Below are 16,091 nucleotides of genomic sequence, written 5' to 3'. Positions count from 1 at the left end.
ATCCCGCCGCTGTACGTAGCCGCGCGCGCGCGGGCAAACCCTTCCACCAACCGAAAGCTGCGCCTAAGGGGTGCGGAATATCGAGCGGGAAAGAGCTTCATGAAACTGATGACCGGCAATTCGAACCTGCCCCTCGCGCAGGAGATCGCCGCCTATCTTGAGACTCCGCTGACCGACGTCAGCGTGCGGCGGTTCGCCGACGAGGAGGTCTTCGTCGAGATCAACGAGAACGTCCGCGGCGAGGACGTGTTCGTGATCCAGTCGACCGGCTACCCCGCCAACGACAACCTCATGGAACTGCTGATCATGATCGACGCGCTGAAGCGTGCGTCGGCGCGGCGCATAACCGCGGTGATCCCGTACATGGGGTATGCGCGACAAGACCGGAAGCCGGGGCCGCGCACGCCGATCTCGGCCAAGCTGGTCGCCAACCTGATCACCGTCGCCGGCGCCAACCGCGTGCTGTCGGTCGATCTGCATGCCGGCCAGATCCAGGGCTTCTTCGATATCCCCACGGACAACCTCTATGCGGCGCCGGTGATGTCCGCGGACATCCTCGCGCGCTTCAAGGGCAAGAACCTGATGGTGGTCTCGCCCGACGTCGGCGGCGTGGTCCGTGCGCGCGTACTCGCCAAGCGACTCGACAACGCGCCGCTCGCGATCGTCGACAAGCGCCGCGAGCGCGCCGGCGAGTCGGAGGTGATGAACATCATCGGCGAGGTCGAGGGACGCTTCTGCATCCTGGTCGACGATATCGTCGATTCGGCGGGTACGCTGTGCAATGCGGCGGCGGCGCTGAAGGAGGCCGGTGCCGAGGACGTGGTCGCCTACGTGACCCACGGCGTACTGTCAGGCGGTGCGGTTGCGCGCGTCGAAGGCTCGGAACTGCGCGAACTGGTCATCACCGATTCGATCGGCAACCACGACGTCATCAAGGGCGCCCACGGCAAGATCCGCCACCTCCAGATCGCGCCTTTGCTCGGCGAGGCGATCAAGCGGATCGCGGACGAGACGTCGGTCTCGAGCTTGTTTGATTGACGGGCGCAGGCGCGGCCACGTCCGCGCCGCTGCTCGCAGAAGCGAGCAGCGACCGACACGGCCGGCGGTTGGATAACACCGAACCGTCCGACGCCGCCTTTGCCGATGTCTAGCTGCGTCTAGCTGTTTTCCTGCGAACGCAGGAATCCAGGGTAATCAAAGGCGGGGCTGAGTAACCCTGGCCTCCTGCGTTCGCAGGAGAACCAAGCTTGTGTCCTATCGCTGCGACAGAGCCACGATGTGGTCGAACACTGCCGGATGCAGCGGCTTGGCGAACGCGCAGCCGTATTTGAACTTGTCGCGCCATGCGACCACCGCCTCCAGCGCCGCCAATCCGGGCAAGGTCAGCCACACCACCGTCCCCGGCCACAACGTAAAGCTCGTCTCCGCGCGAAATCCCGAGAGCGACAGATCGGTGACCTCGATCTCGAATCGCGTCTGGCCACGATCGCGCAGGTGCGCGCGCATCTTGACCGCCTTGCGGAACGCCTGGCGAAGCTCTTCGCCGGTCGGCTCGGCTGGAGGAAGGGAGACGGGCTGTGTCATGGCCGGAATACTGCTCCCCAAAGAGTTACTATTCTCCAAACGCCTATGATTCGGCGGTCTGGGATTTCTGCGCGCGCGGCTTGACGGGCGCTCGAACACCAGCGCGCGACCTTCGCTTCAGTTCCGCCTTCAGATCCTCGGGCTTGGGCGCGACGAGGAAGCCAAAGCTGACATTGCCCTCCTTCGTCTCGACGACGTGGTGTAGGCGGTGCGCCTGGACGATCCGCTTCATGTATTTCGACTTGGGCAGATACCGCGTCGGAATGCGCTGGTGCACGATCACGTCGTGAAACCCGAAATAGATCGCGCCATAGGCTGCGATTCCGGCACCGATCCAGGCGAACCCCGGCCACCAGCCGAGCTGCAAGCCGCCCAGCAACAGCACGAACGACGGCACCGCGAAAATCGCCGCATACAGGTCGTTCAATTCCCAATTGCCGTGCCGTGCGCGGTGGTGGCTCTCGTGCAGGAACCAGCCGAAGCCATGCATCACCCAGCGATGCGCGGCATAGGCGAACGCCTCCATGCCGATAACAGTCAGGAAAAACAGGAGGATGCCGGCCGCGATTGACATCCTTCTTCTCTAGACCAACCGGCGGGCGTTCGCATCCGTAAACTTTGAACAGCCCCTGCCTCGTTATTGCATCCGATTCGGCCGTTTCGGTCCGTTTCCTCCTCGCCTGGTAGCGGGAAAACGCCGCTCTCCGGAGGATTCTGAAAATACGGTGCGCAAAACGGTTCTACCTCCATGGAATAGAGCCGGACCATAGGGACTATAGGGTTAGCAAGACATGAGTCGAAACGATCGATAGCGGTGTATCCTGAGGGGAATACTGATGATCACGCGTAGCATGGATAATAGATTCGTCGTTCTGACGGAAAGCGATCTTCATGCCGTCTTTGATCGTTCGTCTCTGACAGTGTCAGTGGGGCGTGGTGACGCGCATCTTCCCGAACTCAGCCCACGCCACGATCCGCCACCTGCAAATGCCGAGGGCCCGTGCTTGATCGTCGCCCCGCGCTTCTGCCGCTGATCTTCGGATCGGACAATGCTGATGTCGGGCGACCTCGCCTTGGCCGCTTCACGATCAACATCAGCAACGCCTGCAACCTCGTCTGTTCCTATTGCTACGCGGATCACGGACTGTATCACGCCGCACGATCGCTGATGTCGGTCGATCGCGCGCGCCAGATCGTCGACCGGGTCAGCGCGATGTACGGACGGATCGAGACCGTCCACCTCTTCGGCGGCGAACCGCTGATGAACGTGAAGGCGATCGACGCGATCGGCGAGGCGTTCGAGGGCGCGGTGGCGACGGGGCGACTCGCCAAGATGCCGCAGTTCGTCGCCACCACGAACGGCACGCTGTGCGGCGCGCGCGTGGTCGCCGCGCTGGTTCGCTGGAAGATTGCGCTGACGGTCAGCTGGGACGGCCCCGATGCGATCCACGACGTCGTCCGCCCGACCGCGAGCGGCAAGCGGAGCTCGCAGTTGCTGCGCCGGTCGCTCGACGTGTTTCGCGCCGCCGGGATACCGTTCGAGTTCGAATGCACGTTCAGCCGCGCGCATATCGACGCCGGCATGACGGTGGTCGACCTGATGGGGTTCTTCGCCGACGTGACCGACGACCGCGTCATCCACATCGCGCCCGCCTTCCTGCCCGACAACGACCGCGACGAAACCGCGCTGGGATCGGGCATCTTCGATCATCAGGCCGACTGGCAGCAATGGTCGGTCGGCATGGGCGATCTGGTGCCGCAATATCGCGCCGCCGCGCGCGCGACGATCGACAACGTCGTGGCCGGCAAGGGCCCGTTGCTGGAGTTCGCGGTGCGGATCATCGAGCAGATCGACGAGCGCCGCGCCTCGACCACCTACTGCCCGGCGTTCTTCAACCAGCTGTCGATCGCGGCCGACGGATCGGTGTTCCCCTGCTTCATGTTCATCGGCGATGACCGCTTCCGGCTCGGCAACATCTTCACCGACAGCTTTCCGACCGAGGACAGCCGCCGCGTCTTCGCCCGCTATTTCGACGAGTTCGGTGAGGGCGGCATCGGCAGCGACACCTGGTACGCGCCGCTGGCCAGCGGGTGCATTGCGGGCGATGCGATCGTCACCGGCTCGTTCGGGCGTCGCGCGCTCGGACCGATCTTCGAAGCGATGGCGGAGGAATGCCTGATGGGGTTCGCCCGCCACGCGTCACCCCATCCCGACACGGTGCCGGGATCAACCAAGGAGACCGTCGATGCCTGAGTCAAACCGAGTCGCGCAGGCTGTGCTGCGTGAAGTGCCGATCGGCAAATTGTCGTCGTTCATCAGGACCATCAAACCGGGCGGCGAAGTCGCGATGGGCGATGGCTGCGGTGGAGGCTGCGGCGGCGGAGCGGGTTGTATCGATCAGTTCGGCCATACCGGTATCGACCAGACCGTGTTTGCGAAGGCACTGCACAACAAGACCGCACTGACGGCCGCGCTGCAGACCGAAGTGAAGACGGCGCTCAATCACCTGTAGATCAGGCGTCGGCTACGCCCGTCAACAACGGGTGTGCGAACGAGGCGACCGCCCTGCCTTTGTGGCTGGGCGGCCGTCCTGGTTTTGATCCGTTCCGGCAATCATCGCAGCCGATTGAAACGCTCTATTGCAAACGAGACGCAAGTGCATATGCCTTAAGGGTGGATTTGCTGGCCGCCCTGTGCTTTACGGCCAACCAATTCCCGAGTTTCCTAAAAATTGCGTGGAGCCTTCCCGATGAACATCCATGAATACCAGGCCAAGGAACTGCTGGCCAAGTTCGGCGTCCCCGTCCCCGCCGGTTTCGCGGCGCTGACCGTCGAGGAGGCCGTTGAGGCGTCCAAGAAGCTTCCCGGACCGCTCTATGTCGTCAAGGCGCAGATCCACGCCGGCGGCCGCGGCAAGGGCAAGTTCGTCGAGCTCGGCCCTGATGCCAAGGGCGGCGTCCGCCTCGCCAAGACCGAGGACGAGGTTCGCGCGGCCGCGACCGACATGCTCGGCAACACGCTCGTCACGATCCAGACGGGTGACGCGGGCAAGCAGGTCAACCGCCTGTACGTCACCGACGGCGTCGACATCGACAAGGAATTCTACCTCGCGCTGACGCTCAACCGCACCACCGGCCGCGTCATGATGGTCGTCTCGACCGAAGGCGGCATGGACATCGAGGCCGTCGCGCACGACACGCCCGAGAAGATCCAGTCGATCGACATCGATCAGGCGACCGGCTTCATGCCGCATCATGGCCGCGCGGTTGCAGCAGCGCTCGCACTGACCGGCGATCTCGCCAAGCAGGCCGCGAACACCGCGTCGAAGCTGTATGACGCGTTCATGGGCACCGATGCCGAGCAGATCGAGATCAATCCGCTCGCGGTCACCAAGGACGGCAAGCTGATGGTGCTCGACGCGAAGGTCGCGTTCGACGGCAACGCGCTGTTCCGCCACAAGGACCTGCTCGAACTGCGCGACGAGACCGAGGAAGATCCCGCCGAGCTCGAAGCGTCGAAGTACGACCTCGCCTACATCAAGCTCGATGGCGACATCGGCTGCATGGTCAACGGCGCCGGTCTCGCGATGGCGACGATGGACATCATCAAGCTGAACGGGATGTTCCCGGCCAACTTCCTCGACGTCGGCGGCGGCGCCAGCAAGGAGAAGGTGACGGCGGCGTTCAAGATCATCCTCGCGGATCCGAACGTTAAGGGCATTCTCGTCAACATCTTCGGCGGCATCATGAAGTGCGACATCATCGCCGACGGCATCGTCGCCGCGGCGAAGGAAGTGAACCTCTCGGTGCCGCTCGTCGTCCGCCTCGAGGGTACGAATGTCGAGAAGGGCAAGGAGATCCTCGCAAACTCCGGCCTCGCGATCGTTCCTGCGAACGACCTTGGCGATGCCGCGAAGAAGATCGTCGCAGAGGTGCAGAAGGTCGCGGCGTAACCGCCCGGTCTTTCGCATACTGACTTCGCGAAAGGGGCTCGGACGGAAACGTCCGGGCCCTTTTTCGTTGGTCTCGATCGCCAGCTTCGCGATCCTCCCCCGCCAGGGGGAGGTGGCACCGAAGGTGACGGAGGGGGAGGACACGGAACCTCGGTTTCGCTAACCTCCCCTCCGTCTGGCAAGGCCAGCCACCTCCCCTGGCGGGGGAGGATTCGCTGGAGATACGACTGGTCCGGCCGAACAATCGCCATGACGCTACGGCATAGCGATGTTTCCATACCGGACTTGCGAAAACGGCTTGAAACAGCCATCTGTCCGGCCAACGCCGGTTGGCGAGAACGAATAGATTCACCTTGGAAGGAACCCCGATGAAGGTGCTGGTGCCGGTCAAGCGCGTGCTTGACTACAATGTGAAGCCCCGCGTGAAGGCGGACGGAACGGGCGTCGATCTGGCGAACGTCAAGATGAGCATGAACCCGTTCGACGAGATCGCGGTCGAAGAAGCCATTCGTCTCAAGGACAAGGGCGTAACCGAGATCGTCGTCGTTTCGATCGGCGAGCAGAAGAGCCAGGAAACGCTCCGCACCGCGCTCGCGATGGGCGCCGATCGCGCGATCCTCGTCGTCAGCGAGACCAAGGTCGAGCCGCTCGGCGTCGCCAAGATCCTCGCCAAGATCGTCGAGGAGGAAAAGCCCGACATGGTGATCCTCGGCAAGCAGGCAATCGACGACGACAACAACCAGACCGGGCAGATGCTCGCCGGCCTCCTGAACTGGGGCCAGGGTACGTTCGCGTCGAAGGTCGAGATCGCCGACGGCTCGGTCAACGTGACGCGCGAAGTCGATGGCGGCGCGGAGACGGATACGCTGAAGCTGCCCGCGATCATCACCACCGATCTCCGCCTCAACGAGCCGCGTTACGCGTCGTTGCCGAACATCATGAAGGCGAAGTCGAAGCCGATGGCGCAGAAGACGCCGGCCGATTTCGGCGTCGATGTGACGCCGCGCCTCACCACGCTGAAGGTGGTCGAGCCCGCCAAGCGCTCGGCCGGGATCAAGGTCGCCGATGTCGACGCGCTGGTCGGCAAGCTCAAGGAAATGGGAGTCGCCAAGTGAAGACACTCGTCTGGGTCGAACATGACGGTACGGCCGTCAAGGATGCCACGCTGTCGGCGGTGACTGCCGCATCGCAGCTCGGTGAAGTCCATCTGCTGGTCGTCGGCCAGGGCGTCGATGGCGTTGCTGCCGAAGCCGCCAAGATCGCCGGTGTCGGCAAGGTTCACGTCGCCGACGACGCGGCGTTCGCGCATGCGCTCGCCGAGAACGTCGCGCCGCTGATCGTCGAGATGATGGGCCACCACGACGCGTTCGTCGCGCCGTCGACGACGCACGGCAAGAACATCGCGCCGCGCGTCGCTGCGTTGCTCGACGTCATGCAGATCAGCGACATCCTGTCGGTCGAGAGCGAAGACACGTTCACGCGGCCGATCTATGCGGGCAACGCGATCGCCACGGTGCAGTCGTCGGATGCCAAAGGTCATCACGGTGCGCGGCACGGCATTCGCCAAGGCCGCGACCGAGGGTGGCTCGGGTGAGATCGAGGCGGTCGCGTCGACCGGCGACAAGGGGCTGTCGACCTTCGCCGGCGCCGAGATCGCCAAGAACGAGCGGCCCGAACTGACCAGCGCGAAGATCATCGTCTCGGGTGGCCGCGCGCTCGCCTCGAGCGACCAGTTCCATGCGCTGATCGATCCGCTGGCGGACAAGCTCGGTGCCGGCGTCGGTGCCTCGCGCGCGGCAGTGGACGCGGGCTACGCGCCGAACGACTATCAGGTCGGTCAGACCGGCAAGATCGTCGCCCCGGAAGTGTATGTCGCGGTCGGCATCTCGGGCGCGATCCAGCATCTCGCGGGCATGAAGGATTCGAAGGTCATCGTCGCGATCAACAAGGACGAGGACGCGCCGATCTTCCAAGTCGCGGACATCGGCCTGGTCGGCGATCTGTTCAAGATCGTGCCGGAGTTGACGGAGAAGCTGTAGGCGAACGCCGCTGCGCGGGCGACGCCTCGCGCAACAGCAAGCCCGGCCGGCGGCGCTTCAGCGCCGACCGACGACGCGGGATTTACTCCCGCGGCGCGCGCCACGAACGGGCGGTGTGACTTCGGTCGCACCGCCCGTCTAGTGTCTGCCGAACGTACAGGTCGGCCGACGCCGAACCGATACGCCGACAAACTGAGGTCTATCCGCACCCAAGCGAGCACCACCCCGGCGGAGGCCGGGGCCCAGTTGGGAGACGTCGCTCATGGAGCGTAGCGCTTCGTTACAGCAACCTTTCCACCTGGACCTCGGCCTTCGCCGAGGAGGTGCTTGTGAGATCGGCAGGCTCCGCCTCGAAAACCCAAGCCCCGGAGCCGTCGCTGCCGTCTGCCAACGAACCCCGAAGGGCTGACCGATTGGTCGCCATGGCTCCCAACACCAGCCAGTTGCCGCCTGCCGCCCGCCTCCCCAATTACCCAGCATGTACGGCGTCCAACCGAACCCGCGCGACCGCCTGATATCAGCCGCTAGCGCCGCTTTACTCTGCGGCATCCTCGGCTACGCACTGGTTCTAGGCCTCGGCGTCACCATCCCCACTGCGATCCCCGACGCCCTCAAAACCTTCGCCGTCGGTCCCACCCCACCGCCACCGCCGCCCGAAAAGATCGTCCCGCGCCCCGCGAAGAGCCACCGCCCCGAGGGCGCTGCCTCCCCCGCCAACCTCCGCTCCAAGGCGACCGAACTCGTCGTCCCCAAACCGATCGTGCCGCCGATCGTCCCGCCGCCACCCGTCGTAACCGCGCTCAAACCCGGCCCCGGCAGCGACGCCACCTCCGGTGCCGCGCCCGTCCCCGGACCGGGCACGGGCGCGGGCGGTGAGGGCAACGGCACGGGCAGCGGCCGCTCCGGGGATGGCGACGGCGACGGTGGCGACGAAACCCCGCCTCGCCTTCTCAAGGGCCGCTTCAAGAACAAGGATTTCCCCAATGCCGAGGCGGTGATCGGTGCGGGCGGGATCGTCGGCGTCCGCTACACGGTCGAGACCGATGGCCGCGTCACGCACTGCATGGTCACGCGCTCGAGCGGCAATGCGGTGCTCGACGCGACCACCTGTCGCCTGATCGAGCTGCGCTTCCGCTACCGTCCCTGGCTCGACGCCGCCGGCCGCCCGGTCCGCTCGACCGTCGTCCACAACCAGGAATGGGTGAACCAGCTCGGTCCGCCGTCACGCGGCAGCTGACACCGACCGCCCGAGCCGCCCCCGCTCAATACGCGCGCGACCGTCGGCCAGACCGCCATCAACACCCGGCCCAGGACGACCGTCGCCCCGAGCACCAGCAACGGCTGGACCAGCAGATACGCGGGATACGGCGCCGCCCCCAGCGCGCCGGTGGCGAGCCCGATCACCGGCCCGAACAGCCACAGCAGCACCAGATGATCGCAGAATGCGAGAAACCCGTAGCGCTCGATCCCGCGCAGCCGCTCGGCGACACCACTTCCCGCCAGTGCCCAAGCGACGCGCCAGAACAGCACCGCCGATGCCAATCGAAACACGATGTCGAACGCCGCCATCACATGCGGATGCGCGTCGAAGAACGCGTTCCCCAGCAGCGCAGTCCACAGCCGCGGCGCGATCAGCACCACGAACGGCAGCGAACAGAGCGCGACAGGCCACCCGCCACCCGCTCCGCCACGCCAAACCGCCGCGCGGCGATCCCGGCGGTGAAGAATAGCAGGATCTGCGGTCGTAACAGTAGCGGGATGTGCACCCCGGACACGCTCCACACGACCACGATCGAAGCGACCACCACCAGCCAGATACTCGGCGCGCGTACCAAAACCGGCGCGAGCATCATGCAGACGAACAGATCGCGCAGGAACGGCATTTGCACGTTGATGTCGTTGGCGTGGACGAGCGGCACGAGTTCGTTCAGCGTCCAGCCGATGCTCGACGGTGTCGGCGCCTTCAGGTCGCCGAACGTCGCCGCCGCCCCGACCAGCAGGATCGCGATCGCATTCCACAGCAGCATCGGCAGCAGGATCGTCCGCGCCTTGCCGAGCAGGAACGGGCCATAGCCCCGTCGCGTCGCGGTCGAGACCACCAGCCAGCCGGAGATCATCCCGAGCAGCGGCACCGCGCTACGCCCGAACATCTCGCCCAGCACGGTACGAAGAACCGCCTGCCAACTGAACGCGACCGCCGCCAGTTCTTCCGCGGTCCGCCCGGTCCAGGCATGGACGTAGACGATCCCCATGATCCCGATCAGCCGCGCGATCGCGATCGCAGTGGAGAGGCGCGTGTCCGCCGTGCGCGCCGGTCCGGCCGTTCCCGTGTCCAATTCCGCCCCTCCGTTTGCGTCCGGCGAGCGCCTTACCCGGCTTGTCGCGCACGAACACCTCCTTCAGGATGGAGCGGACGCTATGGGGGACCAAGACATGATCGCCGCATTCCTGCTGCTGGCCGCGCAGGCGAGCCCGGACGCTGCGCTTTCACGACGCGTCGAGCGCGTGCTGGAGCGCAGCCCGGTGATCGACGGGCATAATGACGTCGCCTGGGAAATCCGCGAGTTGCACGACGCGAAGGTCGAGGCGGTCGATCTCTCGGTCGATACCGCACGGCTGCCGAACCCGCTCCAGACCGACATTCCCCGGCTGCGGAAGGGCCATGTCGGGGGCAGTTCTGGTCGGTCTACATCCCCGCCGATGCGCCCGACCCGGTCACGATGACGCTGGAGGAGATCGATATCGTCCGCCGCTTCGTCGCGGCCAATCCGGCGACATTCGAACTCGCCACCACCGCCGCGGACATCCGTCGGATCGAGAAGGCGGGACGGATCGCGTCGCTGATCGGCGTCGAGGGCGGGCACCAGATCGACGGACGGCTATCCGTGCTGCGCCAATATCGCGCGCTCGGCGTCGCCTATATGACGCTGACGCATGGCAAGAGCCTGAACTGGGCGGACAGCTCGACCGACGCGCCGCGCGCGAACGGGCTCAGCGATTTCGGGCGGCAGGTGGTCGCCGAGATGAACCGGATCGGCATGATCGTCGACGTGTCACACGTCTCGGACGCGACGATGGCCGCCGCACTGGCTGCGACGAAGGCGCCGGTGATCGCCTCTCATTCCAGCGCACGCGCGATCGCCGACGCACCGCGCAACATCCCCGACGAGCTGCTCCGCGCGATCTGCGCGAACGGGGGTGTGGTGATGGTGAACTTTTACCCGTCGTTCCTGTCGGCCGCGTGGCGCGCGTGGGACGTCGCGCGCTCGGCCTATGCGAAAAGCGTTGGCGTGCCTGCGGGGGCGTACGGCGCGAAATCGCCCGCGCCGCTGGTGACGTGGGACGCCGCGCATCCGGAGCCACAGGTCACCGTCGCGACGGTCGCCGATCATGTCGAGCATATCGCGAAGATCGCCGGCCACGACCACGTTGGGATCGGCGGCGATTTCGACGGGATCCAGGGCACCGGGCCGATCGGGCTGAAGGGCGTCGACGGCTATCCGCTGCTGTTTGCGGAACTGGCGCGCCGGGGGTGGAGCGATGGCGATCTGGCGAAACTGTCCGGCGGCAATGTGTTGCGCGTCATGGAGCGGGTCGAGGCGGTCGCGAAGGGCATGGCGGGTATGCCGCCGGTCGACGCAACGGATGTGGCGTCACGGTAGAAGGGGTGAGGGAAGCCAGACTCCTTCTCCCCTCCCTGAAAGGGAGGGGGCGGGGGTGGGTCGGGTTCCGCGAGATCCGAACCTATGGGCACAAGCAGGCCAACCCACCCCAGCCCCTCCCTTCCAGGGAGGAGAAGTCAGTCGTCAAGGATCCGGCATCCGCTGCGGCACCGGTGGCTCCATCACCAGCGGCGGTACGGTACGAAGAACTAGCCCGATCACCAGCGCTGTCACCCCCAGCAGCAAACAGAACGCCGTCACTCCCGGCCACCCGGCATGCGTCCACGCGAACCCGCCGGCCGATCCGAGCACACTCGACCCCATATAATAAAGAACAGGTAGAACGCCGCCGCCTGTCCGCGCGAGCTCTGTGCGCGCCGCCCGACCCAGGCGCTTGCGATCGAATGCGCGCCGAAAAAGCCGATCGTCACCACCGCGATCCCCGCGATCACCAGCACCAGCGGCGTCATCGCGGTCAGCGCGACGCCGGCGATCAGCAGCACGACGGGCACCCAGAAGACCTTCCGCCGCCCGAGCCGCCCGGCAAGCGTCCCGAACTTCGCCGAACTCACCGAGCCGAGCACGTAGAGCAGGAACACGCCGCCGACTGCCGCCTGGCTGAGCCCATAAGGCGGGCTCATCAACCGGAAGCCCGCATAGTTATAGATCGTGACGAACACGCCCATCAGCAGGAACGCCTCGAGATACAGCAGCGGCATCGCGCGATCGGTGAACAGCGATCCGGCACTCCGCAACAGCGCGCCCGGCCGTCCACGCTCGGCGTGAAATTGCGTGAGGGTGGCGCGAGCCGGCGGAACGCCTCCGCCATCGCCAGCCCCGCGAGCCCGACCGCGGCGAGCGCCCAGCGCCAGCCTTCGAGATCGGCGACGATACTCACGACCAGCCGCCCGGCCATGCCGCCAAGCGCAGAGCCCGCGATATACAGCCCCATTGCCGCACCGACCGCGCCCGCATCGACCTCCTCCGCGACATAGGCCATCGCCACCGCCGGCACGCCCGCGAGCGCGACGCCGGTCAGGAAGCGCAGCACGAGCAACCCGCTCCACCCCGGCACGACCGCCGCCGCCAGCGTCAGCGCGCCCGCCGCGAACATCGCCGCGATCATCAGCGGACGCCGGCCGACGCGGTCGGACACGAACCCCGCGAACAGGATGCCGATCGCGAGTGGCCCGGTCGCGAGCGACACCGCCAGCGAAGCAGCCTCCGCGGTCAGCCGATACTGCGCGGCGAACAGCGGCAGCAACGGCTGCACCGAATAGAGCAGCGAAAGGTCGAGAACCCCGCGAACAGCATCGCCAGCGTCAGCCGGCGATAGGCTGGCGTGCCCAGAGCGATCGGCGCCTTAGAAGCCACTCAGGAAACTCGCGACGTTGTGCCCCAGCGCGTCGACCGCGTAACCGCCCTCCATGACGATGACGGTCGGCCAGCCGCGGTCGGCGATGTCGGCGGCCAGCACCGCATAGTCGGGCGTGGTCAGTTTGAAATGCGAGATCGGATCGCCCTCCCACGTGTCCGCGCCGAAGCTGACGACCAGCAGGCCGGGATCGAACGCGGCGATCGTGTCGAGCGCAGTAGTCTGCGCTGCGCGAAAGGCGTCGATCTGCGTGCCGTGGGGGAGGGAGGTTCAGCGTGGTGCCGATCCCTTCGCCTTCGCCGGTCTCGTCGGCGTGGCCCCAGTAGAACGGGTAGTCGGTCTTCGGATCGGCGTGGACTGAGGCGTAGAATACGTCGCCTCTCGCGTAGAAGATGTCCTGCGTGCCGTTGCCGTGATGATAGTCGATGTCGAGGATTGCGACGCGCGCGACACCGGCATCGCGCGCGGCCTGCGCGGCGATCGCGGCGGTGTTGAGGTGGCAATATCCGCCGCAATAGTCCGCGCCCGCGTGATGACCTGGCGGGCGGCAGAGCGCGAACGCTGCGCGGTCGCCGTCGAGCACGGCGTGCGTCGCGGCGAGCGCAGACTGGGCGCTGCCATAGGAGGCGGCCCAGGCCTGCGGCGTGATCGGCGTGGTCGCGTCGAAGCTGTGCGCGCCGATCAGCGCATCGATCCGGGTCAGGTCGAGCGGCCGGCGCCCGCGAGATCGGGAAGGTGTACGGGATCGCGTCGCCCTCCCGCCCGGCTTCGCGCCACAGTCGCGCGGCATCCTTCAGGAACGTGACGTACGGCGCGGGGTGGACGGCCAGGATCGGCGCCTCGCCGCGATCCTCCGGCGCTTCGACCGGACCGATCGCGCGCAGGATCGCGTCGATCCGTGCGGGCGTCTCCGCATAGGCGGTGAACGCGCCGTTGTGCAGTTCGCGCGCTGGCGCATGGCTCCGCTGGGCCTCGTCGAAAAACAGCCGCATTGTCGCTCCTTGCTGCGCGGTCACGAGGGAAGAACCGACCGATCGCCTTGCGGGTCCTACCGGGTCGCGCGCGTTCGGCAAATTCGAAGGCTCAGAACAGCGGCAGTTGCCGATCGTCGTCGCCTTCCAGCAGCCAGCGCCCGATCACGTCGTGGCGCGTCCGGCCGACATGGCTGTGGACCAGCACGAACGCATCCGCGGTCCAGCCGATCGGCGCGATGGCCTGCGTGAACGGCGCACCCTCGCGGTAGCCGAGCGTCATGTGCGGACTGAACCGATAGTTTTCGCGGGCGCGCAACCCTGTGGCCTCACGTGCCACTGCGATCCGCTGATGCAGCGCGGCGAGCGAGGCATTCTTGAAGCGCGGACGCAGCGCGATGGATCGCTCGCTGCCGACGACGGTATCGAACTGGAGCGCGAACGGCGCCGCTTCGACCGCATCGCCGATCGCCTTCAGGTCGCGCTCCAAGGCCGTCGACACGCGATCATGGTCGTCGAGGATGTCGATCGTGACGTGGAGATGCTCGGGGCGGCGCTTGTCCCCGTCGGTCTCGAACCACGACGCTGCAGCGGTAATCTGGCGCGCTAGCGGGAGCGGCGGGCGGAGTGCGAAGAACAGGCGGTGACGGGCGATCGGTCGATGGAACATGCCGGTTTCCAGATCGGGGGAGGCGGATGTGTTGCTAATATGTTCTGTACTATGTGTCGAGTTCGGGGTGTCGAGTTCGGGCGTGAAGTTGCATACTCAAAGTACCACCCCGGCGGAGGCCGGGGCCCAGTTGGAAAGGTTGCGGTAACGACACGCTGCACCCTGTTATGCACGTCCCCCAACTGGGCCCCGGCCTCCGCCGGGGTGGACATTTCTTCGAGGGTACGGCTTTACCGCGCCAACGCCTCCGCGATCAGTTTCCGCGAGTTCTCCACCCCGTACAGCGCGATGAAACTCCCCATCCGCGGCCCCTGTTCGGACCCCAGCAACGTCTCGTACAGCGCCTTGAACCAGTCGCGCAGGTTCTCGAACCCGCCGGTCTTGCCGATCTCGTAGACGATGTTCTGGATATCCTCCGCGCTCGCCTCCGTCGGCAGCGCGGCGAGTTCCGCATCCAGCCGCTCCAGCGCCGCGACCTCGACACCCTCGGGCGCACGCCGCTTCAGCGTCGGCGCGACGAAATCGCGGCTATAGGCCAGCGCATAGCCGATCAGCCGGTCGAGCTCGGGATACTTCTCCGCCGACGCATCGGGCACGTAGTTCGCCAGATAGCTCCAGACCTGCTCCTTGCTCGCATCGCCCATCACCCCGACGAGGTTGAGCAGCAGCCCGAAGGTCACCGGCAGCTCGCCGGTCGGCAGCTTTCCGTCATGAATGTGATGCACCGGATTGCCGAGCTTCTGCTTCAGATCCTGTCCCGCATAATTGCCGCGGAACTGCCAATATTCGTCCACCGCGCGCGGGATCACGCCCATGTGCAGCGACTTTGCCTTCTTCGGCTCGCGGTACGCGTAGAACGCCAGCGACTCTTCGGGGCCATAGGTCAGCCACTGTTCGAGGCTCAGGCCATTGCCCTTCGACTTCGAGATCTTCTCGCCATTCTCGTCGAGGAACATCTCGTAGTTGAAACCCTCGGGCGGGCGCCCGCCGAGTACGCGCGCGATCTTCGACGACTGCGTGACCAGAATCGATCAGGTCTTTGCCCGCCATCTCGTAGTCGACGCCGAGCGCGACCCAGCGCATTGCCCAGTCGACCTTCCACTGGAGCTTGGCCTTGCCGCCGAGCACGGACTGCGTGATCCGCTGGCCTTCGTCTTCGAATGCAATGAGGCCTGCCTCGGCATCGACGACCTCGATCGGCACCTGCAACACGATACCGCTGGTCGGCGAGATCGGCAGTACCGGCGAATAGGTCGCACGACGTTCGGCTCGGAGCGTCGGCAGCATCACGTCCTGGATGCCCTGGAAGTGACGGAGCACACCTTTGAGCGCCTCGTCGAAGCGGCCCGACGTGTAGTATTCGGTCGACGATGCGAACTCGTACTCGAAGCCGTAGCGGTCGAGGAATTCGCGCAGGATCGCGTTGTTGTGCGCGGCAAAGCTCGAATGCGTGCCGAACGGATCGGGGATCTGCGTCAGCGGCTTGCCGAGATGTTGGCGCAGCATGTCGCCGTTGGGGACGTTGTCCGGCACTTTGCGCAGGCCGTCCATGTCGTCCGAAAACGCGATCAGCCGCGTCGGCGTGTCGGAGAGCGCGTGGAAGGCGTTGCGCACCATCGTCGTGCGAAGAACCTCGTTGAACGTGCCGATATGCGGCAGGCCCGACGGCCCATAACCCGTCTCGAACAGCACCGGGTCGCCCGACTTGCCCTGCGGATAGCGCTTCAGGAGTTTGCGCGCCTCCTCGTACGGCCAGGCTTTGGACTCGAGGGCGGCGGTGCGGAGGTCTTCGGTCATGCCGGGGGCGATAGCGTGTGGTGGAGGAAGCGCACAAGCC

16 protein-coding genes and 2 pseudogenes are annotated in these 16,091 nt (G+C 65.9%); 9 read left to right on the top strand and 9 right to left on the bottom strand.

Annotation, left to right across the window (positions count from 1 at the left end; translation table 11 throughout):
* Positions 1-99: 99 nt before the first annotated feature.
* On the top strand, positions 100-1,038 hold the full coding sequence (locus AC0IX7_RS15115) for a ribose-phosphate pyrophosphokinase (protein ID WP_056053689.1): 939 nt from the start codon (positions 100-102) through the stop codon (positions 1,036-1,038).
* Positions 1,039-1,254: 216 nt separating this feature from the next.
* Here the strand turns inward: AC0IX7_RS15115 and AC0IX7_RS15110 are convergent, their stop codons facing one another.
* Together AC0IX7_RS15110 and AC0IX7_RS15105 are read right to left on the bottom strand one after the other, a co-directional pair.
* Positions 1,255-1,584 (bottom strand): PilZ domain-containing protein, encoded by a 330-nt coding sequence (locus tag AC0IX7_RS15110; protein ID WP_187502528.1) that lies wholly within the window; start codon positions 1,582-1,584, stop codon positions 1,255-1,257.
* 43 nt (positions 1,585-1,627) lie between these two features.
* Positions 1,628-2,158: a sterol desaturase family protein gene (locus AC0IX7_RS15105; protein WP_471812647.1), complete on the bottom strand. Its 531-nt coding sequence runs from the start codon at positions 2,156-2,158 to the stop codon at positions 1,628-1,630.
* A gap of 426 nt (positions 2,159-2,584) precedes the next feature.
* Between AC0IX7_RS15105 and AC0IX7_RS15100 the strand changes: the two genes are divergently transcribed.
* The 6 genes and pseudogenes from AC0IX7_RS15100 to AC0IX7_RS15075 all read left to right on the top strand — a co-directional run bounded on the left by AC0IX7_RS15100 (position 2,585) and on the right by AC0IX7_RS15075 (position 8,813).
* Positions 2,585-3,838, top strand: coding sequence for a radical SAM protein (locus AC0IX7_RS15100; protein WP_471812646.1), 1,254 nt, complete (start codon positions 2,585-2,587; stop codon positions 3,836-3,838).
* Entirely contained in the window at positions 3,831-4,097 is a 267-nt protein-coding gene (locus tag AC0IX7_RS15095) for a hypothetical protein (protein ID WP_187502531.1), read from the top strand. Before AC0IX7_RS15100 ends, AC0IX7_RS15095 begins: the two co-directional genes overlap by 8 nt.
* A 237-nt stretch (positions 4,098-4,334) precedes the next feature.
* Entirely contained in the window at positions 4,335-5,537 is a 1,203-nt protein-coding gene (sucC, locus tag AC0IX7_RS15090) for an ADP-forming succinate--CoA ligase subunit beta (RefSeq protein ID WP_471812645.1), read from the top strand.
* A gap of 368 nt (positions 5,538-5,905) precedes the next feature.
* The gene (locus AC0IX7_RS15085; RefSeq protein WP_056419080.1) at positions 5,906-6,652 is read left to right on the top strand and encodes an electron transfer flavoprotein subunit beta/FixA family protein; all 747 of its coding nucleotides are present in this window, start codon (positions 5,906-5,908) and stop codon (positions 6,650-6,652) included.
* Positions 6,649-7,576: pseudogene (locus AC0IX7_RS15080) on the top strand (electron transfer flavoprotein subunit alpha/FixB family protein). The gene AC0IX7_RS15085 and the pseudogene AC0IX7_RS15080 overlap by 4 nt, the downstream one beginning before the upstream one ends.
* 478 nt (positions 7,577-8,054) lie before the next feature.
* Positions 8,055-8,813 (top strand): energy transducer TonB, encoded by a 759-nt coding sequence (locus tag AC0IX7_RS15075; RefSeq protein WP_471812643.1) that lies wholly within the window; start codon positions 8,055-8,057, stop codon positions 8,811-8,813.
* On the opposite strand, the gene AC0IX7_RS15070 is transcribed toward AC0IX7_RS15075, so the two are convergent.
* Positions 8,711-9,217 carry a hypothetical protein gene (locus AC0IX7_RS15070; protein ID WP_471812642.1) on the bottom strand — a complete coding sequence of 169 codons (507 nt, stop codon included), beginning with the start codon at positions 9,215-9,217 and terminating at the stop codon, positions 8,711-8,713. The genes AC0IX7_RS15075 and AC0IX7_RS15070 overlap by 103 nt on opposite strands.
* Positions 9,208-9,912, bottom strand: coding sequence for an acyltransferase family protein (locus AC0IX7_RS15065; RefSeq protein ID WP_471812640.1), 705 nt, complete (start codon positions 9,910-9,912; stop codon positions 9,208-9,210). Before AC0IX7_RS15065 ends, AC0IX7_RS15070 begins: the two co-directional genes overlap by 10 nt.
* Positions 9,913-10,009: 97 nt before the next feature.
* Here AC0IX7_RS15065 and AC0IX7_RS15060 point away from each other — a divergent pair, with 97 nt between their 5' ends.
* Complete coding sequence (locus tag AC0IX7_RS15060; protein WP_471812638.1) at positions 10,010-10,300, top strand: hypothetical protein; 291 nt, start codon at positions 10,010-10,012, stop codon at positions 10,298-10,300.
* Positions 10,267-11,238, top strand: coding sequence for a dipeptidase (locus tag AC0IX7_RS15055; RefSeq protein WP_471813897.1), 972 nt, complete (start codon positions 10,267-10,269; stop codon positions 11,236-11,238). The genes AC0IX7_RS15060 and AC0IX7_RS15055 overlap by 34 nt, the downstream gene beginning before the upstream one ends.
* A 257-nt stretch (positions 11,239-11,495) precedes the next feature.
* Here the strand turns inward: AC0IX7_RS15055 and AC0IX7_RS15050 are convergent, their stop codons facing one another.
* The 5 genes and pseudogenes from AC0IX7_RS15050 to AC0IX7_RS15030 all read right to left on the bottom strand — a co-directional run bounded on the left by AC0IX7_RS15050 (position 11,496) and on the right by AC0IX7_RS15030 (position 16,051).
* Positions 11,496-11,957 carry a hypothetical protein gene (locus AC0IX7_RS15050; protein ID WP_471812636.1) on the bottom strand — a complete coding sequence of 154 codons (462 nt, stop codon included), beginning with the start codon at positions 11,955-11,957 and terminating at the stop codon, positions 11,496-11,498.
* The gene (locus AC0IX7_RS15045) at positions 11,924-12,511 is read right to left on the bottom strand and encodes an MFS transporter (RefSeq protein ID WP_471812635.1); all 588 of its coding nucleotides are present in this window, start codon (positions 12,509-12,511) and stop codon (positions 11,924-11,926) included. The genes AC0IX7_RS15050 and AC0IX7_RS15045 overlap by 34 nt, the downstream gene beginning before the upstream one ends.
* A gap of 49 nt (positions 12,512-12,560) precedes the next feature.
* The gene (locus AC0IX7_RS15040) at positions 12,561-13,403 is read right to left on the bottom strand and encodes an arginase family protein (RefSeq protein WP_471812634.1); all 843 of its coding nucleotides are present in this window, start codon (positions 13,401-13,403) and stop codon (positions 12,561-12,563) included.
* A gap of 293 nt (positions 13,404-13,696) precedes the next feature.
* A complete protein-coding gene (locus AC0IX7_RS15035) occupies positions 13,697-14,254 on the bottom strand; it encodes a 2'-5' RNA ligase family protein (protein WP_471812632.1) in 558 nt (185 codons plus the stop codon).
* 230 nt (positions 14,255-14,484) lie between these two features.
* Positions 14,485-16,051: pseudogene (locus AC0IX7_RS15030) on the bottom strand (lysine--tRNA ligase).
* Positions 16,052-16,091 lie beyond the last annotated feature (40 nt).

It is taken from the genome of Sphingomonas sp. AC411, assembly GCF_979253035.1.
This window is presented reverse-complemented; position numbering and strand designations above follow the sequence as displayed.